Source organism: Poseidonocella pacifica (assembly GCF_900111875.1).
In the GTDB taxonomy this organism is placed as follows: Bacteria; Pseudomonadota; Alphaproteobacteria; order Rhodobacterales; family Rhodobacteraceae; genus Poseidonocella; species Poseidonocella pacifica.
This window is the reverse complement of record NZ_FOJU01000002.1, coordinates 645,410-667,960: the sequence shown is the minus strand read 5'-3', so window position 1 is coordinate 667,960 and position 22,551 is coordinate 645,410. Positions and strand designations below refer to the sequence as shown.

Sequence of the window (22,551 nt, the reverse complement as noted above, 5' to 3'; positions counted from 1 at the left end):
GTCAAAGCCGGCGGCCATGCCGCCACAGCCAGAGGAGGGAAACCTTCATGACAAAGAAAACCGAAGATGGCAGCAGCCGTCGCGATTTTCTGAAGCTCGGCGCATCGGCTGCACCTGTTGCAGCTGCCGCCGCGATGCTTTCGGGCACCAAGGCCGAGGCCGCGGAGCCAGACCTGACATCCACCAAGATGCAGGACACCGCGCACACCCGCGCGTATCTCGAGAGCGCCCGATTCTGATCGGACGCTAATTCCCCGGTATCCGGCAACTGGTTGCGTGACGCCCGACCGCCGATGCCTTCGTCGTCACCAAGCGAGTGAGGCCCATCGCAAGAGGCCGAGCAAGCAAGGGAGGTTCTGAAAATGCTCAGGAAAAAGACCAACGGGGTTGCGCGACGCTCCCAGCGGACAAGTATCCTCAACGAAGTCTCCGAAACATCGGTAGACCGCCGCGCGTTCCTGCGTGGCTCTGGCCTGGCCATTGGTGGCCTTGCCGCCATCAGCGCGACCGGCGGAACGGTCACGCAAGCCACTGCGGCAACCGCCGCGGAGGGCGCCCTTGAGACGGTCAAATCGGTTTGCACCCACTGTTCAGTTGGTTGCACCGTGATCGCCGAGGTCTCCAACGGTGTCTGGGTCGGGCAGGAGCCCGGCTGGGACAGCCCGTTCAATCTTGGTGCCCACTGCGCCAAGGGCGCATCGGTCCGCGAACATGCCCATGGCGAACGTCGCCTGAAGTACCCGATGAAGAAAGTCGCCGGGGAATGGGTTCGCATGTCCTGGGAGCAGGCGATCAACGAGATCGGCGACAAGATGCTCTCGATCCGTGATGAGAGCGGCCCGGACAGCGTCTATTGGCTGGGATCGGCAAAGCACAACAACGAGCAGGCCTACCTGTTCCGCAAATTCGCAGCCTATTGGGGGACGAACAACGTCGACCATCAGGCACGGATTTGTCACTCCACCACCGTTGCCGGGGTTGCCAACACATGGGGCTACGGCGCCATGACCAACTCCTACAACGACATTCACAATTCCAGAGCGATCTTCATCATCGGCGGCAACCCGGCCGAAGCGCATCCGGTCTCACTTCAGCACGTCCTGAAGGCGAAAGAGCAGAACAATGCACCGCTCATCGTCTGCGACCCCCGCTTCACGCGGACGGCTGCGCATGCCGACGAATATGTCCGATTCCGTCCGGGCACCGATGTCGCCCTCGTCTGGGGAATCCTGTGGCACATCTTTGAGAACGGGTGGGAAGACAAGGAATTCATCCGTACCCGCGTCTGGGGGATGGATCAGATCCGCGAAGAAGTAGCCAAGTGGACACCTGAGGAAGTCGAGCGTGTCACCGGCGCGCCGGGTGAGCAACTCAAGCGCGTGGCCATGCAGATGGCCAATAACCGTCCCGGCACCGTCATCTGGTGCATGGGCGGCACGCAGCACACCAACGGCAACAACAACACCCGCGCATACTGCATCCTGCAACTCGCCCTTGGCAACATGGGCACTTCGGGCGGCGGCACCAACATCTTCCGCGGCCACGACAACGTGCAGGGCGCGACGGACCTTGGCGTGCTCTCGCACACATTGCCAGGCTACTATGGCCTGACGGCGGGTGCTTGGGGCCACTGGGCCCGCGTCTGGGAAGAAGATCCCGATTGGCTGAAGAGCCAGTTCGCGACGGTCAAGGACAAGGACGGCAAAGACAAGTCGCTCATGACCCTGACGGGGATCCCGGTGAGCCGCTGGATCGACGGCGTGCTGGAGAAGCCGGAGAACATGGATCAACCGAACAACCTTCGGGCCATGGTTCTTTGGGGGCATGCGCCCAACTCCCAGACGCGTATGGTCGAAATGAAGAAGGCCATGGAGATGCTGGACATGCTGGTCGTGATCGACCCGTATCCCACCGTTTCCGCCGTACTGCATGACCGCACCGACGGGGTCTATCTCCTGCCGGCGGCCACGCAGTTCGAGACCTATGGATCGGTCACCGCGTCGAACCGGTCGATTCAATGGCGGTCCAAGGTTTTCGATCCGCTTTTCGAGTCCAAGACCGACCATGAGATCATCGGTCTCTTCTCCAAGAAATTTGGCTTTCATGATCGCATCTTCCGCAACATCTCGATTGAGGATGACGGGATCACGCCGAACATCGAGGACACGCTGCGCGAGATCAACCGCGGCATGTGGACGGTCGGATATACGGGCCAATCGCCTGAGCGTCTCAAGATGCACATGGAAAATCAGCATACCTTCGACAAGACCACGCTCCGTGCGAACGGTGGTCCGGCCGACGGTGATTTCTACGGGCTTCCCTGGCCATGCTGGGGCACGCCCGAAATCAACCACCCGGGCTCACCGAACCTTTATGACATCTCGGTACCGGTCAAGGATGGCGGTCTGCCGTTCCGCGCCCGCTACGGGGTGGAGCGTAACGGAGACAATCTGCTGGCCGAAGGTGTCTCCAATCCGGGTGCCGAACTGACGGACGGTTATCCTGAGTTCACCTATCAGATGCTCGTGGACCTCGGCTGGGATGGCGATCTCACAGAAGAGGAAAAGCGGGTCATCGGCAGGGCCGCGGGAATGGAGTTTCAGAGCTCCGAAGGCGGCGTTTCCAACGGTAATGGTGATCAGGCCAGCAACGAGGAAGTCGGCGAACAGTCGATGTCGCCTTTCCCGTCGGACTACAATGAGCGGGCTTCCAAGATAAACTGGAAGACCGACCTGTCCGGCGGCATCCAGCGGGTCGCGATCGAGCATGGTTGCGCGCCCTATGGCAATGCAAAGGCCCGCGCCGTGGTCTGGACCTTCCCGGATCCGATCCCGACGCACCGGGAGCCGCTCTATACCAACCGCCGCGATCTCGTGGAGGATTATCCGACCTATGAGGACCGGAAATTCTATCGCCTGCCGACGATGTACGCATCGATCCAGAAGCAGGATTTCTCGAAGGATTATCCGATCATCCTGACCTCGGGCCGTCTGGTTGAATATGAGGGCGGGGGCGATGAGACGCGCTCCAACCCCTGGCTGGCCGAACTGCAGCAGGACATGTTCGTCGAAATCAACCCACGCGATGCCAACAACCTTGGCGTTCGGGACGGGGCGATGGTCTGGGTCGAAGGCCCGGAAGGCGGCAAGGTCCGGGTCATGGCGATGGTGACCGAACGGGTGGGTGAGGGCGTCGCCTTCATGCCCTTCCACTTCGGCGGTCATTTCCAGGGTGAGGACCAGAGGAGCAAGTATCCCGATGGTGCCGATCCCTATGTGCTTGGTGAATCCACCAACACCGCCCAGACCTATGGCTATGACTCGGTGACCCAGATGCAGGAGACCAAGGCCACTCTCTGCAAGATCTCGGCAGCGTAAGGAGAATATGAGATATGGCACGAGCTAAATTTCTCTGCGACGCTGAGCGCTGCATCGAGTGCAACGCCTGCGTCACGGCATGCAAGAACGAGCATGAGGTGCCTTGGGGCATCAACCGCCGGCGGGTGGTGACGATCGAAGATGGCAAGCCCGGCGAACGGTCGATTTCCGTCGCCTGCATGCACTGCTCCGACGCACCGTGCATGGCGGTATGTCCGGTGGACTGTTTCTATCAGACCGAAGACGGTGTGGTGTTGCACTCCAAGGACCTCTGCATCGGGTGCGGATATTGCTTCTATGCATGCCCCTTCGGTGCGCCGCAGTATCCGCAAGCGGGTAACTTCGGCTCCCGCGGCAAGATGGACAAATGCACCTTCTGCGCCGGCGGCCCCGAGGAGAACACTTCGCAAGCGGAGTTCTCCAAGTACGGGCGCAACCGGATCGCGGAAGGCAAGCTGCCGATCTGCGCCGAGATGTGTTCCACCAAGGCGCTTCTCGCCGGCGACGGCGATGTCGTCTCTGCGATCTACCGCGAGCGGGTCGTTGCACGTGGCTTCGGCTCGGGCGCTTGGGGTTGGGGCACGGCCTACGACCAAAAGGGCGGCTGATCGTTCTTGTCGATCACGCGAGGCGGCTTTCGGGCCGCCTCGCCACCAAGTAAAATTCACGACAGAGATTCCGAGGAGTCCCGCGATGATCCGCATCCTGCTGGCCTGGCTTCTGGCCCTGTTTCTGGCGGCGCCACTTGCCGCTCAGGAGGAGCCCGCACCCATCGACCGCAGCGCCACGGGCGGCGCGACCACCCTTGAAGACATCCTCCGACGTCAGCAAGGGCTGGAGGTCGACGATGACTACCGCCGCGAGTTTGGCAATGATGATCCTGCCGCAGGCGCGAATGCGCCGGGCCTTGGCCCGCTTGGCGGACAATCGGACGCGGACCTTTGGCGCGGCATGCGCTTCAATGCGCTCGATATCACCACGCAGGCGCGCGGTCCCGCGACGGATGTCTTGATCCAAGACAGCGGCATGAGCTGGCTGCGTTTCCGCGAAGGGCCACTGGCCAACTATGGTGCGATGCTGCTTGGAGGGATGATCGTCCTGCTCGCCCTTTTCTACCTGGTAAAGGGACGCATTCGTATCGATGGGCCAAAGACAGGTCGCACTGTCACGCGCTTTCGGGCCTTTGAACGTTTCTCCCACTGGCTTCTTGCGGGGTCTTTCCTGCTGCTTGGGTTCACAGGGCTGATCACGCTGTTCGGGCGCAAGGTCTTGATCCCTCTCTTCGGGCATGAGGCATTCTCGACGCTCGCTATCGGGTCCAAGTGGATCCATAACAATGTGTCCTGGGCCTTCATCGTGGCGCTGATCTTTGTCTTTGTGTTGTGGGTCAGTGAGAACATCCCCAACAAGACCGATCTGAAGTGGATCAAGGCAGGGGGCGGTTTTGTCGGAAAAGGGCATCCGCCAGCGAAGAAGTTCAACTTCGGGCAGAAGATCATCTTCTGGTCCGTCATTATCCTCGGCACTTCCATTTCCGTATCCGGGCTCGCGCTGCTCTTTCCGTTTGAGCTTCCGATGTTCGCGGCGACCTTCTCCAAGCTTAATGCGATCGGGGCTCCGGGGTGGTTCGGTATGGATGCCTTGCCGACCGCGCTCGCACCGCATCAGGAAATGCAGCTTTCGCAGCTTTGGCATGCGATCATTGCCTTCGTCCTGATGGCGATCATCATCGCGCATATCTATATCGGAACGCTCGGGATGGAGGGTGCTTTCGACGCGATGGGTTCCGGCGAGGTCGAAGAACAGTGGGCGCGCGAACACCACGGCCTCTGGCTCGAAGAGTTGGAGGAAAAGGGTAAGGCACCGCCAAAAGGTGCGACCCCCGCGGAATGAGGAACGCGGGTTTTGGGTTGGTGCTTTCGGTCCTGCCTTATGCGGCGGCGGCCGAAGGCTTTGCAACGCTGAAGGGGCACGGCGGTCCCATCATGGATATCGCCGTGAACCCCCGAACCGATGTGGTGGCGAGCGCCAGCTTTGACAATTCCATCGGTCTATGGACGGAAACGGAACCAGCTTGGCGCGAAGGGCATGATGCGGCCGTGGTCGCTCTGCTGTGGTTGCCCGATGGTCGGCTCGTATCGGGCGGCGACGACTTCGATATCATACTCTGGGGGGATAGCCCCCAGCGGCTTGAGGGCCATAAGGGAAAGGTCGCCTCTCTGGCGCTTTCCCCCAAAGCTGACCTGATCGCCTCGGCGAGCTGGGATGGTACGATCGGGCTTTGGCCAGTTGGGGGCGGGCCGCCACGTTTCCTCGAAGGGCACGATGGAGCAGTCAATGACGTGGCATTCTCCGCCCGGGGCGAGCTGCTATCCGCGTCGGCGGATGGAACGATCCGTGTTTGGGATATCGCTTCTGGCGAAGGGCGCGTCCTTCTGGGCAATGGCTTTGGCATCAATCGGCTTGCCGTGGACCGGGCTGGTAAATGGCTCGCCTTTGGGGCCGTGGATGGCGCGACCCGCGTGGTCTCTCTGCCCGATGCGGCGCCCCTCAAGGATTTTTCGTTTGACCGTCGGCCGATCCTCGCCATGGATCAGTCCCCGAGCGTGCCGTTGCTCGCCGTCGGGGACGGGCACGGGTACATCATGGTTATTGATACCGCGCTCTGGCGGATCGTCCATGATTTTCACGCGACGCTCCGTGGGCCGATCTGGGCGCTGTCCTTCTCTTCGGACGGGGATACGCTCTATGCGGGCGGTATCGAGGATATCGTCTATTCATGGCCGGTGGATGGCTTGCAGAACTATGAGCCGGTCGATCCCGCCCCGCGCAGTTTCCAGCTTGCGCCGGAAACCATGGGAAATGGCGAGCGCCAGTTTCAACGGAAGTGTTCGGTCTGTCACGATCTTTCACCGGGCCCATCTCGCCGGGCTGGGCCATCACTCTACCAACTCTTCGGGCGGCCTGCTGGGGCGCTCCCCGATTACCCCTATTCCGATACGCTTGATGCGGGAGATCTCATCTGGACAGCGGAGACCATTGATGCGCTTTTCGACCTCGGGCCGGAGCACTATATCCCGGGGTCCAAGATGCCGATGCAGCGTATCACAGAGCAGAAGGACCGTGACGACTTGATCGAATTTCTGAAAACAGCAACTGCGCCGCAGGAGAATTGAAATGAAAGCCTTTTTGTTTGCCGCCGTCATGGTCGGACTGATTGCCGTGGGCGCTGGTTTCCTGCTCAATGGCGTAGGGTTCAGCAGCCCTGAGCGCACGATGAGTTCCAGCGCGGTTCGGCTCGGAGATGCCGCCCAGTGAGTGATGCACCCGGGGCGGACGGTCTCGGTGATATTCTATCCCGCGCGTCGATCCTTGTGGTCGACGATGAGCCGGGTATGCGCAACTTTCTGGTGAAAACACTTGGCCCACGCGCCAAGCGCGTCGAGCAGGCAGGGTCGACCCAAGCCGCCAGCGAGATGCTTGATCGTGCGCATTTCGATCTCGTGATCCTCGATAACGTGATGCCGGGGATGACGGGGCTTGAATGGATGGCCGAACAGCGCCGGATTGGCCTTTTCGCCGATGCGATCCTGATCACAGCCTACGCCGACCTCGATACCGCCATTCAGGCGGTGCGCTCTGGCGTGGCCGATTTCGTGCTGAAGCCATTTCGCGCCAATCAGATTCTGAACGCTGCGGCCCGCGCTCTCGACCGCAAATACCTGCGGGGGGAGAATGTGCTTTTGCGGCATGCGCTTTCGAGCGGGCCGCTGCGGGCGGGAAATCGGCTGCTCGGGCATTCCCCGCAGATTGACGCCGTTCGTTCCACGCTGGCCAGGGCCGCGCACGCGCCCACCACGGTCCTGTTCACCGGGGAGACTGGCAGCGGGAAAGAGGTTGCCGCGCGTTCGCTGCATCAGATGTCCGATCGGGCAGGGGCGCCATTTGTTGCGGTAAACTGCGCCGGGCTTGCGCCGGAACGGATTGCTCAGGATCTCTTTGGTGTGGTCGATCAGGATGTGCAGCGTAAGGAAGGTCTGTTGCTCCATGCCGATGGCGGCACGCTCTTTTTTGACGAGATCGCGCAAATGCCGCTTGCCTTGCAGGCCAGTCTCCTTCGGGTGCTCGAAGACCGGCGTGTCCGTCCCCTCGGTTCCGAGCGGGAAATTCCGCTCAATCTGCGGTTCCTCTTTGCCACGAATGCTGACCTCGCCGCACAAGTGGATGGGGGGAGCTTCCGGGCCGACCTCTTTCACCGGATCAACGTGCTGCAGATCGAGATGCCACGCTTGCAGGATCGGCGCGAAGATATCGTTGAACTGGCCGGTCACTTCATGGCGCAACTTTCGGCTGAACTGGGCGTGCCGCCACTTGAGTTGAACGATGTCGTTCTGTTGAAGCTCAGCCGCTACAGTTGGCCCGGGAACGTGCGCGAACTGCGCAACATGATCGAACGGTCGCTGTTGTTGGGGGCGCTACCGCCTGAATTTGCGGGCGAGGGTGAGGTGAGCGGGGTGCAGGCCATCGAAACGCTCGAACTCGTCGAACAGCGCCATATCCTGCAGGTTCTGGATGCTTGCGGTGGAAACCGCGCCGAAGCGGCCCGCAGGCTAGGGGTGTCTCGCAAGACCATCGACCGGAAATGCGCCGCCTGGGGTATCTGAATCGGTTGCGGAAGCGAAAAACGGCAGCGCACCGCGCTGCCGTTGTCTTGTGCCTTGGGGGCAGGACTTAGAAGTCTTTCCAGTCCGCATCCCCGCCGTCATCGAAGAAATCATCGACATCGGGTCCGTTCGCGACCTTCTTGAAGGACTGCGCGGGCGCCCGATCCTCCGCAACACCGGGGGAATTCGCAGGGTGCTTTGCGACCGCTTTCGGCTTTTGCTGCCAGTTGATGGTGAACCCTTCGAGGGATTGGGACAATTCGCCCGTCTCGCTCGACAGCACGGAAATCGCGGCGGCGGTTTCCTCAAAGGTGCCGACGTTGTGCTGGGTTACGGTATCGAGCTGGTTCATCGCTTCGTTGACTTCGTTGAGACCGGCAGATTGCTCATTGCTCGAGCTGGCGATACCGCTCACATGCTCGGAGATCTGCGCGACGGAGCCGGCGATCTGGTTCAATGCGTCGCCAGCCTTGCGGACCAGTTCCACACCGTTGTCCACGTCCGCGCGTGAGCGCAGGATAACGTCCGAGATTTCCTTTGCCGCAATCGACGAGCGTTGTGCCAGTTCGCGGACTTCGGAGGCGACGACTGCAAAGCCACGACCCGCTTCGCCAGCGCGCGCCGCTTCGACCCCAGCGTTGAGCGCGAGGAGGTTGGTTTGAAAGGCGATGTCGTCGATGACACTGACGATCTGGGAAATCCGCTGCGAGGACGCCTCGATCTTGCCCACGGCGTCGATTGCCTGTTCAACGACTTTCTCGGAATTTGCCGCATCGCTACGGGCTGAGTCGACCAGCTTGGCGGCTTCCCGGGCACCTGCCGTCGCGGTGTTGACGGCGGCGGTGATTTCAGTGATCGCCGCGACGGATTCGGCGAGTGTGGCCGCCTGATGCTCTGTCCGTTCGGAGAGGTTGGAAGAGCTTTCGGAGATGCTTGCGATTTCTCCGTTGATGTTCGCGGCCTTTTCGTTGATCGCGATCACCATGTTTTCCATCATTGAGAGCGCGTTGTTGAAATCGGCCCGCAGGGTTTCATAGTCACTGGCAAAGGGTGTTTCGATGCGCGCGGTAAGATCCCCGGCAGAAAGGCTGCGAAGCCCGTCGCGGAGGCCACCCACGGCAGCGCCCTGTTCCTGTTGCGTCGTCTCGGCCTTTTGTTGAGCGGCCTTACGTTCGGCGACCTCTTGGGTCACGTTGGTGCCAATGACAGCCAGACGGAAGACCTGATCGTTGACGTCGCGAATGGCGCACAATCCACCATCCATGAGCGCCTTCGGGGCACCGCCGGAGGAAACCTCGAAGCGACCAAAGATGGATTCCCCTGTGGCCAGCCGCGCCATGAGTTCCGAGCCGGAGACACCGTCCATGCTCATCGTCGTGCCGAGGTTCCCGCAGGTGCCCGACCCGTCGCAAACCATCTCAGAATAGTTGTCGTTCGCGCTGAGGCAGTCGCCCTTGGGTGTGAATTCGGCGCGTACCCGCTCTGTGTCGAGTGCAGAGAAGACGGATTCGTTGATCTTTGCGGTGGTCACGTCGGCCATTTCGACGACGGTGCCAACGGTCGCGCCGTCATCATCCTTGATCGCGTTGAATTCCACCGAGATATTCGCGTTGCCCACAACGATTTCCGAATGGGAGGTTGCCTGCCCTTCGGCAGCGGAGAGGGCCTTGGCGAAGTCGGGATGGATCGTCGCAAGACGCGCATTCTCAAGCGCCTCTTCCGGAGCCTCAAGCCCGAACTTGTCCTGCAGGAGGCTGGAGGCCGCTGCGTTCCAGGCTTCGATCTGGCCATCGAGATTGAGCATCAGCATCGGGGCCGAGCTGTTCTGGAAGCCTGCGCCCTTCTTCACGGCTTCCTTGGTCGCCGCTTCGGCCTTCAGGAGATCCGCGCGGAAGGTATCGAGTTGCCGTGCGATGGCCCCGATTTCGTCGCCGCGGTTCTGGTTCGGAACCTCAATGTCGTATTGACGCTCGCCAACCTTGCGCATGGCTTCGCCGACATTCGTCAGCGGGCGGGAGATGATATAACGCAGCAGGATTGCCGAAGAAATCAGCGCCACGACCATGACCACACCGGCAATGATATACGCCAAGGTCAAATCGGCTGTGATTGTGGCCACCATGGGCGCGGTGGACGCGTTGGAGGCTATCGCGCCAAGAGGCGTGGGGTTCGTACCCATGAATACCGGGTGCGCGACCGACATGCCGTCCGCGCTATAGGCTGGCTCGCCAGAGGCTATGGCCTCCATGGCCAATTCGGAAAGAGCCGCGCCAGAGTCGCCTGCGCTTGCACCAACCTCAACGACCACTTCACCGGTGCCAGCCACGCCGAGGATCTGCGTAATGCCGCCTTCTGACTTTTCGAGTGTGCTGGTGAGCAAGGGGCCCACGGGATCGTACTTCTTGAACTTGAATGCGCCGCCGAGTTGCTTGGCCATCAAGCCGGTGACTTTGTCCACCATGAGGACAGCACCCTTTGTGGCAACGTTGTTGCCAAGGGCCCTCGCCTCAAGTGTAAGAGACACGGCGACGAGCGCCGCACAGAGCGCGATCAGGGCCGTACACTTCACGAATACGGACTTGAAAACGGATTGTTTGGAAACTTTACTCATCTTTCGTGCCTTCTTTGACTGGCTTTACGCCGACCGGGATCAGTAGAGCGCTTCGGCGTTCAGGCCGACGGTGATCGCGCCCACGGGCTCATTATTGGCCGGGTCGATGACGGGGAATGAAATCTGGACCTGAAAGGTCTGGCTGGACTCGTCGAATTCGACATCGCCAAAATGGACCGCATCGGGCCCCTTGGCATAGGTCTCGGCGTGCTTCGCCTCATCCCCCTGCCAATAGTCCGACGTTGCCCCGCTCGCCGCGACGTTGAGGCCGACGGAATCCATCAAGAAGATTTCGGTGACTGATCCCTGCGACCGTTCGATGACATCGCGAAGATATGTGGAGGCTTCGCTATCGAGCACGCCATTCACCAGTTCGGAGCTTCCGGATCCGACTTCCGAGCGCCATTGGGAGTCAAGCTCCAGAATGGTTGCTTCGGCATATCCGGCGGTCTTGGCGTTCTGAGACTTGATCGCCTCTACCAAAAGAGGGTTGTCTGACCATCCGCGGATTTCAGTATCCAGATATGTCTGCATCGCCGGGGCGAATTCATTGGCTGAAACAGAGGCTCCGGTTGCCGCGATTATGGCGGCGACGATAACGGCTCGCATAAGTGTTTCCTTCCATTCCGACGGAGAACCGCCGCTCACTACACATGCGAGAGGACGTTAGATGTGAGTCCTTTTGATTGAGTGAATAGTAAGAATTGTTGGAACTATGTCGAAAACCGGCAAACAGACGCCATAAATTGGCCCTGTTTTGAGACGCTTAATTCCGAAATGATCGGCCCTTGGGCCGGCTTCAACGGTATCGAAGCGGGGCTGAGGCCCCGTCCGTTTGGTAACTAGCCGTTAAAAGTTGCGCGCCGTATCAGGTTAAGCCCGGCAAACAGCAGGACAATGAGGGTGGCCTTACGGAAGGCGCGCTGGTCGATTCTGTCCTGCAAGCGCAGTCCGATCAGCGTGCCGCCCACTGCTGGAATGACCATCAGCAACGACAGCGGCCAAGTTTGGCGGTTGAGAACGCCCGACCCGAGGTGGGCCAGCAGAAGCGCCACCGCCCCCAGCCCATAAATCACGCCCTGCACCCGAAGGTGTTCGCGCTTTTCGGTGTCGATCGCGTTGAGATAGGCAACCGTCGGCGGGCCCCATACCCCGGAGACGCCGCCGATGAAACCAGCGAAGCCGCCCACGATGACTTCGATCTTCTTTGATGGGCCGCGGGGCAGGCGCAATTCATAACCCAAAAGCTGTATCGCCGCGAAGGCGGTGATCGGCACCCCGATGAACAGCAAGATGGTCTCTGCGGGCAGGACCCGGAACAGTTGGGCCGAGGTCAGCAGCATGATCAGCCCGGCAATCAGAAAGATCCGGAACCGCTTCACCGAGGCCAACGCCTCACCCACACCTTGGCGCAGTGCTTGCATCCAGTTCGTCACAAGCGTCGGGACGATCAACGCTGCAAGCGCAATATCCGGTTCAAGAAACGTGGACAGGCCCGATATCAGGATCATGGGCATCGCAAAGCCTACGAGCCCTTTGATGACACCGGCGAAAAGCCCTACTGCGAAGGCTACAAACACTAATGTTGGATCGGAGAGAATGACCATGGCCCCTTATTCCAGCAATCTGAGGGCGTGTCGATACGATCCGGCGTAGCAATAAAAGGCAATAAAACCCTGTCATAGGGTATTTATATTGCGCTGCAGGTGCGAAGGAGTTATTTGAAGCTAGCGGCAGGAGGTATGTGCGATGGATGGTGCGATGACGAGCGGTGTGATCCTGGAGGGTTTGCTTGAACGGGCAGGGGCGGCGCTTTCGCCGGTGGAGGCCCTGTTGGAGAAAGCCAAGAACGCGTTGCGATCCACCGTGTCCGAGGGGGATCGCGTCTCTGGCGCGTTGCTGGAACAGAACCAAAGCGCCGCGCACGGCCTCGCTTGGCTTGCGACCTATGTGGAGGCGCTGCGGCAGATGCATGCTTGGGGGGAGCGGCTCACCGAGCAAGGGCGTTTGTCGGAGTTGGAGCAACTTCTGCTTCAGATCGGCTTCGGTGAATATCTGGCCCAGATCGTCGGTGGCATCCCGATGAACCAAGGAGAGATCTTTCGCCTCTCCGACCTTGGCCTGTCGTCGGACGATCTGCGCGCGTCGGTTGCGGGGGAGTTGATCGCGCGGGGCAATACCCAGTCCGCCCGTACCCGTCTTGCCGAACTGCTCGTGGAACGCGGGGCCGAGATCACCCCCGGTGCGACCGGGCTCGACGATGAACTGGAAATGATCCGCGAGCAATTCCGGCGCTATACGCTGGATCGGATCGACCCTCATGCGCATGATTGGCATCTCAAGGACGAACTCATCCCGATGGAGATCATCGATGAGTTGGCTGAAATGGGCGTCTTTGGCCTCACCATTCCCGAGGAGCACGGCGGTCTTGGTCTCTCGAAGGCCTCCATGTGTGTCGTGTCAGAGGAATTGTCGCGCGGCTATATCGGTGTCGGCTCTCTTGGAACCCGGTCGGAAATCGCCGCCGAGCTTATCCTGTGCGGCGGAACTGATGCGCAGAAGGCCCAGTGGCTTCCCCGGATTGCGTCCGCCGAAATCCTGCCCACCGCGGTCTTTACCGAACCCAATACCGGCTCTGATCTGGGCAGTTTGCGCACGCGGGCGGTCAAGGAGGGCAAGGATTACCGCGTTACCGGCAACAAGACCTGGATCACCCATGCCGCCCGCACTCATGTCATGACCTTGTTGGCGCGTACCGATCCGGGCAGTACCGATCACCGGGGCCTGTCGATGTTCCTCGCGGAAAAGACCCCCGGTACCGACGATGATCCCTTTCCAACCGAAGGGATGACCGGCGGCGAAATCGAGGTGCTCGGCTATCGTGGCATGAAGGAATACGAGCTTGCCTTCGACAACTTCCAGGTGAAGGGCGAAAACCTGCTTGGTGGCGAGGAAGGGCGCGGTTTCAAGCAACTCATGGAGACATTCGAGAGCGCCCGGATTCAGACGGCGGCCCGGGCAATCGGCGTCGCGCAATCCGCGCTCGATGTGTCGCTGCAATACGCTCAGGACCGCAAACAATTCGGAAAGAGCCTGATCGCCTTCCCGCGCGTGTCGGGAAAGCTGGCCATGATGGCGGTGGAGATCATGATCGCGCGCCAGCTTACGTACTTCTCCGCATGGGAGAAGGATCACGGTCAGCGCTGTGATCTTGAGGCGGGGATGGCCAAATTGCTGGGCGCGCGGGTCGCATGGGCCGCCGCCGACAACGGGCTTCAGATTCATGGAGGGAATGGATTTGCGCTCGAATACCGTATTTCGAGAATTCTCTGCGATGCGCGTATTCTGAACATATTCGAAGGCGCTGCGGAAATTCAGGCGCAAGTCATCGCGCGGCGCTTGCTCGGGTAACGTAGTGTCGGGGCGGGCGATCACCCGCCCCGATAGTTCTTAGAACTTGAACTCGTAGCTCAGTTCAAGGCCCGCGTCATAAACGTCGGAGCCTACGCGGCCAACGTCGATGGAGGAGTGCAGATAGCCGCCCTTCAAGGATCCGCTCAGACCAAAGCCGATGCGGGGGGACGCAAAGCTGTCTGTCTCTCCATCCGTGTCTTCGGACCGCGACATTTCGATGTCGAGTGAGGCGAAAGGTGTCAGCCCGGTGTCGAGAATACCGGTGTTCCAATCGAAGCGTCCGCCGGCCGATGCAACGATCTGTTCAAACCGCCCACCCGTAAGGCCCGCGATGTCGTCCGGGAATTCCTCCCGTGCGGCGTCAATGCGGATACGAGGCTCAAATGTGCCGATCGCATGATCGACCGAACCGCTCAGGCCCAGACCCATCATGTACCGATCGGTTTCGAACTCCTCGTCGTTCGCCTCGTAGGACACCCGATGTGCCACAATCCAGCGTGCGCCGGCTCCGAGCCTTGGCGCCGCTAGCCGCCTTTTGCCTCCAGTCGGTCTATGAACCGAGCGCGGGCTTCTGGCAGGGGTTTTTGCACCATTCCCGCCGCGAGGTGATGGGTGAGGAAATGCCCCGTGACCCGAAGCCCCGCGAGAACTTCCTGCGTATCACCTGTGCCCCGCCCAAGGAGCGCATCGGGCAGGGGGAGGAGGCGGTCCGCCCAATCGCCCGCCCCAAGCGCGGAAACCGCCCGGCCAGTGCGGGGGGAGACATAGGAGAGCGGCTCATTGGTCCCCAAAACGGCGCAGGCCGATAGGTCGAGGCCAAAGCCCAGATCATCAAGCAAATCCATCTCCCACCGCAAATAGCCAAGCGGCCAGAGATCCGGGTGTTGGAACAGATCAAGGAGGCGGGTTGAGCCATGGTAAAGCGCGGGATGCGCCTCCCGCTCGGGGAGGGAAAACCGCAGGAGCGAAAGAACCGAGGCCATGCCGGCCAGCAGCAGCCGGTCAGACAAAACGGAGGTCCGGCTTCGCACTGGCTCTACAGAAAAAGTGCCAAGATGGTCCTCAAGACGAGCCTTCCAAGACAGGTCGATTTGCGCGCCGGGTTGCAGCACGGGGGCCATTCGCCGACCAGCGCCACCGCGCACGATACCGGCATGCAGCCCTCGCGTTTCGGTGAGTACCTCAATAATCGCGGAGGTCTCGCCATGGCGCCGCGTCCCGAGAAGAATACCCTGATCACGCCATTCGATCATAGGCGCAGTATCCCGTGATTGACGCGCCATGCAAGCTACAACGGGGTAGGGAGCAAAGGGGCGCGGGGCGTCAATTTACCGTGGCCTCTCCCCCCGGAACGAACGTCATCCCGTATTTAGGTGGAAAGCCCTTCTTCGTCCAAAAGGTGGCGGCCCGCACGATCCTCGACCTCTATCACCCATAGATCGGGGTCATAGCCTCTTTGCCGCGCGATCATCTGGTCGACCTCTCTCTCAGCCCCTTCGCTGAGCACGATCCAGTTCCGCTCGCCGCTCATGAGGTCGAATGAGCGTTGGAAGACGCGGGCGGATCCATCGAGAGTGCTGAGTTTCACGAGTACGGCCCCTGCGGTATCGTCGCCATGAGCGACAACATAGGCGGGGATATCGGAAAAGCGCAGCCGCGCGAGATAGGCATCCACCCAGAACCGGGACGTCAACCGCACGGGTCAGGCGTTCCCGTCGCGGAAATCCAAGCCCATCTGTTCGTAGCGTTCGGCCTCATCCAGCCACTTCTCCCGAACCTTGACCTGACAGAAAAGATGCACGCGACGGCCGAGAAACTCTTCGAGGTCTTCGCGCGCGGCCTTGCTCACGGCCTTGATCGTCTCGCCCTTGTTGCCAAGGACGATGCCCTTGTGGCCATCGCGCGCCACATAGATGATCTGGTCGATCCGGGCGCTGCCGTCCTCACGCTCTTCCCAGCTCTCGGTTTCGACGGTGAGTTGATAGGGAATTTCCTGATGCAGGCGCAGGGTCAGTTTCTCACGCGTGGTCTCTGCGGCGATCATGCGCATCGGCAGGTCGGCGATCTGATCCTCGGGGTAGAGCCACGGGCTCTCAGGCACTTCGCCGGCGAGCCATGTGCGCAGATCCTCTACGCCGTGGCCCTTTTCGGCGGAAATCATAAAGGTCCGGAGAAAGCTGAACCGCGCATTCACGTCCTGCGTCAGGCTGAGAAGCCGCTCGCTCTTGACCCGGTCGATCTTGTTGATGGCCAATGCGACCTTGCGGCCCTGAGCCACTTCGCCGAGGCTCTCCAGGATGCGTCCGACGCCTTCGGTCAATCCACGGTGCGCTTCGATCAGCAGAACGATCACGTCTGCATCCGTCGCGCCGCCCCAAGCGGCGGCGACCATGGCGCGGTCGAGTCTGCGGCGCGGTTTGAAGAGCCCCGGAGTATCGACAAAGACAAGTTGGCTCTGTCCCGCCATCGCCACGCCGCGAATGCGCGTGCGTGTCGTCTGCACCTTGTGCGTCACGATAGAAACCTTGGCCCCCACCATGCGATTGAGGAGCGTCGATTTGCCCGCATTGGGCTCCCCGATAAGGGCAATGAAACCTGCGCGTGTGCTCATATCCGGCCATCCGTTCTGCAAGGTTGCGTCTCTAGCCGATTCCGCCCCGTGGGGCCAGTTGAATCAGATTTCCCCGGCCTCGATGCGCGCGAGGAGGACTTTGGCGGCGGCCTGCTCGGCGAGACGCTTGGAGCGGGCCGTGGCCACTTGTCTGCTGCCGTTGTCGAGTTCGGCGGCGATGGTGAATTCCGGAGCATGGTCAGGGCCGGTCCGCCCAACCTCGACGTAGCGGGGTGGTGAAAACTTGCGCGCCTGCGCCCATTCCTGCAACGCGGTCTTGGGATCGCGGGCATCGCTGTCCACATTCTTGATGCGATCTCCCCAAAGACGCAGGATCATCGCCTTGGCAACCTCGAACCCGCCATCGAGATAAACGGCGGCGATCACCGCCTCCATCGCATCGCCAAGCAGTGCTTCCTTGCGGCGGCCACCGGACAACATTTCGGAGCGTCCCAGCTTCAGAACGGCACCCAGTTCGATCTGCCGGGCGACTTCGGCACAGGCTTCCTTGCGGACGAGGGCGTTGAAGCGCGGAGCAAGAAGCCCCTCGGCGGCGTCACGATCGGCAGCCAGCAGCGCTTCGGACATCACCAGCCCCAGAACACGATCCCCGAGGAATTCAAGGCGCTGATTGTCCTCGCGGTTGGCCGTCGCCATGGAACTATGCGTCAGAGCACGGCGCAGCAGATCGCCATCGGTGAACTCATGACCGATGCGTTCCGAAAACTCCGTCATTTCTGCCGAAAGCTTCACTCGATTCCCTTGAAAAAGCGATCTGCCCGCCACGTCCAGAAATAGAGCATCGACCGTCCCGCCGAGGAGAACATGATCCGATCGGCTCGGCCCACGATGTTTTCAAGGGGCACGAAGCCGACGCCGCCGAGGTTTTGTGGAACGCGGCTATCGGTGGAATTGTCGCGGTTGTCCCCCATGAAGAAGAACTGCCCCTCAGGAACGGTGTAGACGCGGGTGTTGTCGCTGCTCTGCGTGGTGATGTTGAGGATTGCGTGCTCTGTTCCGCCCGGCAGCGTTTCGATGAGGCGGCTCTTGAGACACGTCCCACCCTCACCGACCGCGCCGTTTTCACACCGAGGCCGGAGGCCCTGGGGCCCTTGCTGCTCGTAGGTCTCGCGGAAGATGCCGGCGTCCCGAAGTTGGACGGGTTCTTCATTGATATGCAGCACGCCATCCTTCATCTGGATGCGGTCGCCGGGAAGGCCGATAAGGCGCTTGATGAAATCGCGCCCTGATGTGGGGTGTTGAAAGACAACAACATCCCCGCGCTCAGGCGTGGATCCGAAGAGCCGCTTGTCCGACCCCTTGGCCCAGCCACAGAAATCGTCGGAACCGACGTCCACGCCGAAACGGGGAATGACGATGGAGGGGCAGGAGGCGTAGGAATATCCGTAGGCCATCTTGTTCACGAAGAGAAAGTCGCCAATCAGCAGCGTATCTTTCATCGAGCCGGAGGGAATCCAGAACGGCTGAAAGAACAGCGTGCGAAAGATGCCTGCGATCAGAAGCGCGTAGACAATGGTCTTGATAGTCTCGAGCACGCTGTGGAGGGCGCTGGTCTTTTCGGCCATGAACGGGGGCTTTCAGAGGATTTTCAGTCCCGCGCTACATGAGGGGGGCGGGGGACGGAGTCAAGCTTGCCAGCGGTCAAGGGCGGCTTCGTCTTCATCCTTCGCGGCCACCCAGCCATCGCCAGTTGCGGTGATTTCCTTCTTCCAGAAGGGCGCGCGGGATTTGAGATAGTCCATCAGGAACTCGGCCGCGGCAAAGGCATCGGCGCGATGAGGCGCGGCAGTGGCGATCATCATGATCGTTTCGCCGGGTGCCAATCTGCCAAATCGGTGGATCACCAGAACATCGCCGAGCGCCCATCGGCGGGAGGCCTCTTGCGCAATTTCTGTCAGCGCCTTCTCCGTCATGCCGGGGTAGTGCTCAATCACCATTGCCTCCAGCGGGCTCTCTGCGATCTCCCGCACGATCCCGGTGAAGGTGACGATGGCCCCCATGTCGGTACGCCCGGCGGCAAAGGCTGCGGTTTCGGCGCCGATGTCGAAGCGGTCTTCCTGGACGACAATGCGCATGACGTCAGCCGCCCGTCATGGGGGGGAAGAACGCGACCTCGCGCACACCCGCGAGCGGGGCATCAAAACCTGAAAGTTCCTGATCGAGCGCGACGCGCAAGGCATCGGAATCTGCGAATGCCAACTCATAGCGCGCCTCGCGGCCTTTCAGTTCCTCGACCAAGGCCGCAACCGTTTCGGCTTGGGTTTCGATCCGCTCCTTCGGGAGGCCGATGCGTTCGCGCACCCATGCAAAATACAGAACGTCGATCATTTCGAACCCCTCAGATATGGCGCCGCCTTTCGGAAGTAATCCCACCCCGTGATCAGCGTCAGCCCGGCCGCGATCCACAAGAGCCAGAGCCCCGCGCGGCCCGACCAGATCATACCGGTGTATTTCCAGCGTAATCCTTGCGTATCCTCAAACTCCCCGCGCACGACCTGTTCAATCATCTCGCCGCTCATGCCCCACGAAGACATGACGAGGTAATGCTCGAAAACGCCTTGGGCAAAGAGCACCGCAATGGCCACCATCTGTGCGGTGGTTTTCCACTTCGCGAGCTTCGTCACCTTGAGCGTACCTGCCGTATCCCCCAGAAACTCTCGTAAACCGGAGACAAAAACCTCTCGGAAGAGAATGAATGTGGCGGGCAGCACGAGCCATGGCGACATGGACGAATAGCCCACGATCACCATGAGTGCGATGACAACCATCGCCTTGTCCGCGATGGGGTCGAGCATCGCCCCAAGTTTTGTTTCCTGCTTCCAGCTACGCGCAAGGTAGCCGTCGAACCAGTCGGTCACAGCCGCGCCCACGAACAGCAAGAGCGCAAACCAGTCGGCGTAGGGGCGCGTGAAATAGAGGAACATCACGGCGAGGCCGGGGGCCGCGAGCAACCGTAGGACGGTAAGCATATTTGGGATGGTCAATGTCATGAAAGAGGTTCTATCCCGGCGCGTCGCGGGGCGAAAGGGCCGTTACTCCACCACTCTGATCAACTTTCGCTCCAGCACCTTGAGGACGGAGCGAAGGTCATGGCCACGCTTCAGGATTTGCCCATCCATTCCGATAACCGCATAAAGCCCCTGACGGTTTCGCAGCTTCGGCCTTTTTTCGATCCGGTAGAGCGGATGTTCGGCGGTTCGGCGGAAGACTGAAAAAACAGCCACTTCTCTGAGGGCCGAAATCCCATAATCCCGCCACTCTCCCGCCGCGACCATCCGGCCGTAAAGGGAAAGGATCACGGCCAGTTCCTGACGGTGAAAGGAGACCCTTTCCCCGCCGCTCTGATCCGAAAAGGGGGTGAGCGAGTTCATACTCGGAGAGTTGCGCCGTTTCCCCGGCAAATCAAGCGTTTTGGATATGTGAACGCGGCCAGGCTGTTGACCTGACCGCGTTGCCTGCATGCTCTGCCAAAGCGACGTTTATCCGCCGCTCTTTTATTTGTAATCCGACTGTTTCGTCGCGTTGGGATCACAATGCGCCTCAGGGCTTTCACATGTCTTACTCTCGCGTTCGGCTTTGGGGGAACCAGCGTACGGTCATCCGGTTAATGGGGTGTCCTCGGCTGCCTGACTTATCGCCCTCGTCAGGGGCGGGGGAGTCGTGTAACAGGAAGAAAAACTAGGAGTTCTCATGCCAGAGACGACGCCCCTCCTCGCAATTCTCATCGACGGGGACAACACTTCGCCCCGTTACGCCCGCGCCATCTTTGAGGAGATCGCATCGCTCGGAGAGGCCTCCGTTCGCCGGGTCTATGGTGACTTTTCCAGTCAGCAGATGGCCGGGTGGTCCAAGGTGCAGGCGGAATTCGGCCTCGTTCCCCATCATCAGCCAGCGAATACCGTCGGAAAGAACGCGTCGGATATCGCGCTGGTCATCGACGCCATGGACCTGATGCACTCTGGCCGGTTCGACGGTTTCGTCCTGATATCTTCGGATAGCGATTTCACGCGTCTTGCCAGCCGTATTCGGGAACAGGGCCTCGCGGTTTATGGCATGGGCATGCAAAAAACGCCGGATGCGTTCCGCAAGGCCTGCAAGCGGTTCATATTCCTTGAAAACCTCGGCGGGGGCAACGAACAGGGCGCGCCAACCCCGGAGCCGGCAAGGGTCAAGCGCGACATGATCGAGGCGCGCGATCTTATTTTCAAGGCGATGGACGGCATCGAGCAGGACGACGATTGGTACGGGCTGGGTCAGCTTGGCCAATTCATCACCGCGTCCAACCCCGATTTCGACACCCGCACCTATGGCAAACGCAAGTTGAGCGACCTCGTTGCCGATCTGAAGGTGTTTGAGACCAAACGCGGCGCGGGCAATCAGCTTTTGATTCGCCGGGTCGATTAAAAGGGGGGATGGTTGCGCCCCTTGGTGGGCGCGGCTAACGCTTGTCGAATGGTCGAGATCTTTCTAAAGACGCTGCCCTTCTTTGCTCTGATTGGCCTCGGCTATCTTGCCGGTGTCACACGATTCTTCACGGCCGAAGCAACCGCCTATCTGACCAAGTTCGTTTTCTACTTCGCACTGTCGGCCATGCTCTTTCGGTTCTCCGCCAATCTCTCATTCGCGGATATCTGGGATCCGTGGCTGGCCGCGGCGTATCTGGCGGGTACGACGGTGATTTACCTGCTCGCGACCGCGGTAGGCCTGTTTCGCGGGCTCGATATTCAGACCAACGCGATTGAGGCGCAATGCGCGGTCATTGGGAACACCGGCTTTCTCGGCGTTCCCATGCTGGTGCTTCTGCTGGGGCAGGAGGCAATCGGAACCGTCATGCTGGCGTTGTCGATTGACCTGATCGTCTTCTCGTCGCTCATCGTCATCCTCATCACGGGGTCGCGCGATGGGCGCATGTCGCTCGGTGTTTTGCGCACCGTTGGAATGGGTCTGCTCAAGAACCCGATGATTGTCTCCATGGTGCTCGGGCTTTTGTGGTCTGCCGCAGCGCTGCCGATCCCCGCGCCGATGAATGAGTTTCTCTCCATCTTGGGAAGCGCCGCGACACCGGGGGCACTCTTTGCAATCGGGGCCTCCCTTGCGACGAAGGCGGCGGAGCGTCTGCATGTGGCGGGCTGGCTGAGTTTCTGCAAACTCGTGCTTCACCCCGCCTCGGTGGCTATTGCGGCTTTGTGGGTTTTTCCGGTCGATCCCTACAGGGCAGGCGTGATCATCAGCGCGGCGGCCCTTCCCGTCGCGGGGAATGTCTACATCCTTGCCCAGCATTACGGGGTCGCGCCGCAGCGCGTCTCGGCTTCCATTCTCATATCGACGGCCTTTTCCATACTGACGGTCAGCGCGGTCATCGCTTGGGTGGGGCCATGAGCGCGCTTGCCGAAGGTCCCGCGATCCTCGTGGATGCGGATGCCTGTCCCGTCCGGTCAGAGGTGGAACGGGTCGCGACACGTCACAAGATACCGGTGCATGTCGTCTCCAACGGGGGAATACGGCCCTCGGCCAACCCTCTGGTGGAAACCGTGATCGTCTCGGCCGGTCCCGATGTGGCGGATGACTGGATCGCGGAACGCGCGCGCCCCGGGGTCATTGCAATTACGGCTGACATACCGCTTGCGGCCCGTGTGGTCGAAGCGGGCGGCACCGTTCTGAAACCTGACGGAGAGGCCCTTACCTCAAGAAATGTCGGACAGGCATTGGCGACACGGAACCTGATGACCGACCTTCGCGGAGCGAACCCTTTGGGAACAGGGGGCGGAGGCCGCCCGTTCGGCAAGGCGGACAGATCCCGTTTTCTCGATGCCCTTGAACGGGCGGTGCGCACCCTGAAACCCTGATCCCGGA

General features: G+C 60.7%; 24 protein-coding genes. 11 read left to right on the top strand and 13 right to left on the bottom strand.

The window, feature by feature from the left end:
- The first annotated feature begins 47 nt into the window (after positions 1-47).
- From BM234_RS08310 to BM234_RS08285, 7 genes are all read left to right on the top strand, one after another.
- The gene (locus BM234_RS08310) at positions 48-239 is read left to right on the top strand and encodes a ubiquinol-cytochrome c reductase iron-sulfur subunit N-terminal domain-containing protein (protein WP_092063039.1); all 192 of its coding nucleotides are present in this window, start codon (positions 48-50) and stop codon (positions 237-239) included.
- Positions 240-362: 123 nt separating this feature from the next.
- The gene (locus tag BM234_RS08305) at positions 363-3,377 is read left to right on the top strand and encodes a formate dehydrogenase subunit alpha (RefSeq protein ID WP_092063035.1); all 3,015 of its coding nucleotides are present in this window, start codon (positions 363-365) and stop codon (positions 3,375-3,377) included.
- A gap of 14 nt (positions 3,378-3,391) precedes the next feature.
- Positions 3,392-3,985: a formate dehydrogenase FDH3 subunit beta gene (fdh3B, locus tag BM234_RS08300; RefSeq protein WP_092063032.1), complete on the top strand. Its 594-nt coding sequence runs from the start codon at positions 3,392-3,394 to the stop codon at positions 3,983-3,985.
- An 85-nt stretch (positions 3,986-4,070) separates the two neighbouring features.
- Entirely contained in the window at positions 4,071-5,270 is a 1,200-nt protein-coding gene (locus BM234_RS08295; RefSeq protein WP_092063029.1) for a formate dehydrogenase subunit gamma, read from the top strand.
- Entirely contained in the window at positions 5,267-6,553 is a 1,287-nt protein-coding gene (locus BM234_RS08290) for a c-type cytochrome (RefSeq protein WP_092063026.1), read from the top strand. The genes BM234_RS08295 and BM234_RS08290 overlap by 4 nt, the downstream gene beginning before the upstream one ends.
- Position 6,554: 1 nt before the next feature.
- Positions 6,555-6,695: a hypothetical protein gene (locus tag BM234_RS17455; RefSeq protein ID WP_175501226.1), complete on the top strand. Its 141-nt coding sequence runs from the start codon at positions 6,555-6,557 to the stop codon at positions 6,693-6,695.
- Positions 6,692-8,041 carry a sigma-54-dependent transcriptional regulator gene (locus BM234_RS08285; protein ID WP_245752548.1) on the top strand — a complete coding sequence of 450 codons (1,350 nt, stop codon included), beginning with the start codon at positions 6,692-6,694 and terminating at the stop codon, positions 8,039-8,041. Before BM234_RS17455 ends, BM234_RS08285 begins: the two co-directional genes overlap by 4 nt.
- 67 nt (positions 8,042-8,108) lie before the next feature.
- Here BM234_RS08285 and BM234_RS08280 read toward each other — a convergent pair whose 3' ends face one another.
- The 3 genes from BM234_RS08280 to BM234_RS08270 form a co-directional block, all read right to left on the bottom strand.
- Positions 8,109-10,652 carry a methyl-accepting chemotaxis protein gene (locus BM234_RS08280; protein WP_092063023.1) on the bottom strand — a complete coding sequence of 848 codons (2,544 nt, stop codon included), beginning with the start codon at positions 10,650-10,652 and terminating at the stop codon, positions 8,109-8,111.
- Positions 10,653-10,691: 39 nt separating this feature from the next.
- On the bottom strand, positions 10,692-11,261 hold the full coding sequence (locus BM234_RS08275; RefSeq protein WP_092063020.1) for a PDC sensor domain-containing protein: 570 nt from the start codon (positions 11,259-11,261) through the stop codon (positions 10,692-10,694).
- Between the two features lie 233 nt (positions 11,262-11,494).
- Positions 11,495-12,259, bottom strand: a complete 765-nt coding sequence (locus BM234_RS08270; protein WP_092063017.1) for a sulfite exporter TauE/SafE family protein — start codon at positions 12,257-12,259, stop codon at positions 11,495-11,497.
- A 142-nt stretch (positions 12,260-12,401) separates the two neighbouring features.
- Between BM234_RS08270 and BM234_RS08265 the strand changes: the two genes are divergently transcribed.
- Positions 12,402-14,063: an acyl-CoA dehydrogenase family protein gene (locus BM234_RS08265; RefSeq protein WP_092063014.1), complete on the top strand. Its 1,662-nt coding sequence runs from the start codon at positions 12,402-12,404 to the stop codon at positions 14,061-14,063.
- A 39-nt stretch (positions 14,064-14,102) separates the two neighbouring features.
- On the opposite strand, the gene BM234_RS08260 is transcribed toward BM234_RS08265, so the two are convergent.
- The 10 genes from BM234_RS08260 to BM234_RS08215 all read right to left on the bottom strand — a co-directional run bounded on the left by BM234_RS08260 (position 14,103) and on the right by BM234_RS08215 (position 20,069).
- Complete coding sequence (locus BM234_RS08260) at positions 14,103-14,543, bottom strand: hypothetical protein (RefSeq protein WP_092063012.1); 441 nt, start codon at positions 14,541-14,543, stop codon at positions 14,103-14,105.
- A gap of 47 nt (positions 14,544-14,590) precedes the next feature.
- Positions 14,591-15,319 (bottom strand): DNA repair protein RecO, encoded by a 729-nt coding sequence (gene recO / locus BM234_RS08255; protein ID WP_092063009.1) that lies wholly within the window; start codon positions 15,317-15,319, stop codon positions 14,591-14,593.
- Positions 15,320-15,435: 116 nt separating this feature from the next.
- Positions 15,436-15,765, bottom strand: coding sequence for a DUF1491 family protein (locus BM234_RS08250; protein WP_092063006.1), 330 nt, complete (start codon positions 15,763-15,765; stop codon positions 15,436-15,438).
- A 3-nt stretch (positions 15,766-15,768) separates the two neighbouring features.
- Positions 15,769-16,677 carry a GTPase Era gene (gene era, locus BM234_RS08245; protein ID WP_092063003.1) on the bottom strand — a complete coding sequence of 303 codons (909 nt, stop codon included), beginning with the start codon at positions 16,675-16,677 and terminating at the stop codon, positions 15,769-15,771.
- A 63-nt stretch (positions 16,678-16,740) separates the two neighbouring features.
- The gene (gene rnc / locus BM234_RS08240; RefSeq protein ID WP_092063000.1) at positions 16,741-17,430 is read right to left on the bottom strand and encodes a ribonuclease III; all 690 of its coding nucleotides are present in this window, start codon (positions 17,428-17,430) and stop codon (positions 16,741-16,743) included.
- Complete coding sequence (lepB, locus tag BM234_RS08235) at positions 17,427-18,263, bottom strand: signal peptidase I (protein WP_092062997.1); 837 nt, start codon at positions 18,261-18,263, stop codon at positions 17,427-17,429. Before lepB ends, rnc begins: the two co-directional genes overlap by 4 nt.
- 60 nt (positions 18,264-18,323) lie before the next feature.
- Positions 18,324-18,773, bottom strand: coding sequence for a molybdenum cofactor biosynthesis protein MoaE (locus BM234_RS08230; RefSeq protein WP_092062994.1), 450 nt, complete (start codon positions 18,771-18,773; stop codon positions 18,324-18,326).
- A 4-nt stretch (positions 18,774-18,777) separates the two neighbouring features.
- Positions 18,778-19,026 (bottom strand): molybdopterin converting factor subunit 1, encoded by a 249-nt coding sequence (moaD, locus tag BM234_RS08225; RefSeq protein ID WP_092062991.1) that lies wholly within the window; start codon positions 19,024-19,026, stop codon positions 18,778-18,780.
- A complete protein-coding gene (pgsA, locus tag BM234_RS08220) occupies positions 19,023-19,688 on the bottom strand; it encodes a CDP-diacylglycerol--glycerol-3-phosphate 3-phosphatidyltransferase (RefSeq protein WP_092062988.1) in 666 nt (221 codons plus the stop codon). Before pgsA ends, moaD begins: the two co-directional genes overlap by 4 nt.
- A gap of 42 nt (positions 19,689-19,730) precedes the next feature.
- Complete coding sequence (locus tag BM234_RS08215) at positions 19,731-20,069, bottom strand: DUF2794 domain-containing protein (RefSeq protein WP_092062985.1); 339 nt, start codon at positions 20,067-20,069, stop codon at positions 19,731-19,733.
- Positions 20,070-20,388: 319 nt separating this feature from the next.
- Here BM234_RS08215 and BM234_RS08210 point away from each other — a divergent pair, with 319 nt between their 5' ends.
- From BM234_RS08210 to BM234_RS08200, 3 genes are read left to right on the top strand one after another with little or no spacing between them, the layout of a single operon-like run.
- Positions 20,389-21,102, top strand: coding sequence for an NYN domain-containing protein (locus BM234_RS08210; RefSeq protein ID WP_092062982.1), 714 nt, complete (start codon positions 20,389-20,391; stop codon positions 21,100-21,102).
- A gap of 48 nt (positions 21,103-21,150) precedes the next feature.
- On the top strand, positions 21,151-22,077 hold the full coding sequence (locus BM234_RS08205) for an AEC family transporter (RefSeq protein WP_092062979.1): 927 nt from the start codon (positions 21,151-21,153) through the stop codon (positions 22,075-22,077).
- Entirely contained in the window at positions 22,074-22,544 is a 471-nt protein-coding gene (locus BM234_RS08200) for a YaiI/YqxD family protein (RefSeq protein WP_092062976.1), read from the top strand. Before BM234_RS08205 ends, BM234_RS08200 begins: the two co-directional genes overlap by 4 nt.
- Positions 22,545-22,551 lie beyond the last annotated feature (7 nt).